The sequence below is a fragment of the Photorhabdus africana genome (assembly GCF_035181445.1).
In the GTDB taxonomy this organism is placed as follows: domain Bacteria; phylum Pseudomonadota; class Gammaproteobacteria; order Enterobacterales; family Enterobacteriaceae; genus Photorhabdus; species Photorhabdus laumondii.
Map to the genome: position 1 here is coordinate 1 of NZ_JAXBVE010000318.1, position 223 is coordinate 223.

The window sequence follows — 223 nt, forward strand, 5'->3', positions numbered from 1 at the left end:
GAAACTGGGGATAAAACTGTTTGCCAGTCAAGGTCGGGTAGATATTCAGGCGCAGGGTGATGCGATGGGGCTGGAAGCGCTGAAAGACATCACGGTAAGCAGTCATGAAGGCAAAGTGATCATCAGTGCCAAAGAGGAGATCTTGCTGGCCTGTGGCGGGGGATATATCCGTATTAGCAACGGGCAGGTGGAAAGTGGGGCGCCCGATAACATCATCCAGCGG

General features: G+C 53.8%; 1 protein-coding gene. It reads left to right on the forward strand.

Annotated elements, in window-relative coordinates; translation table 11 throughout:
- Positions 1-223: DUF2345 domain-containing protein (locus tag SLS51_RS23920; protein ID WP_323840932.1), on the forward strand; the 223-nt coding region annotated here is incomplete at both ends.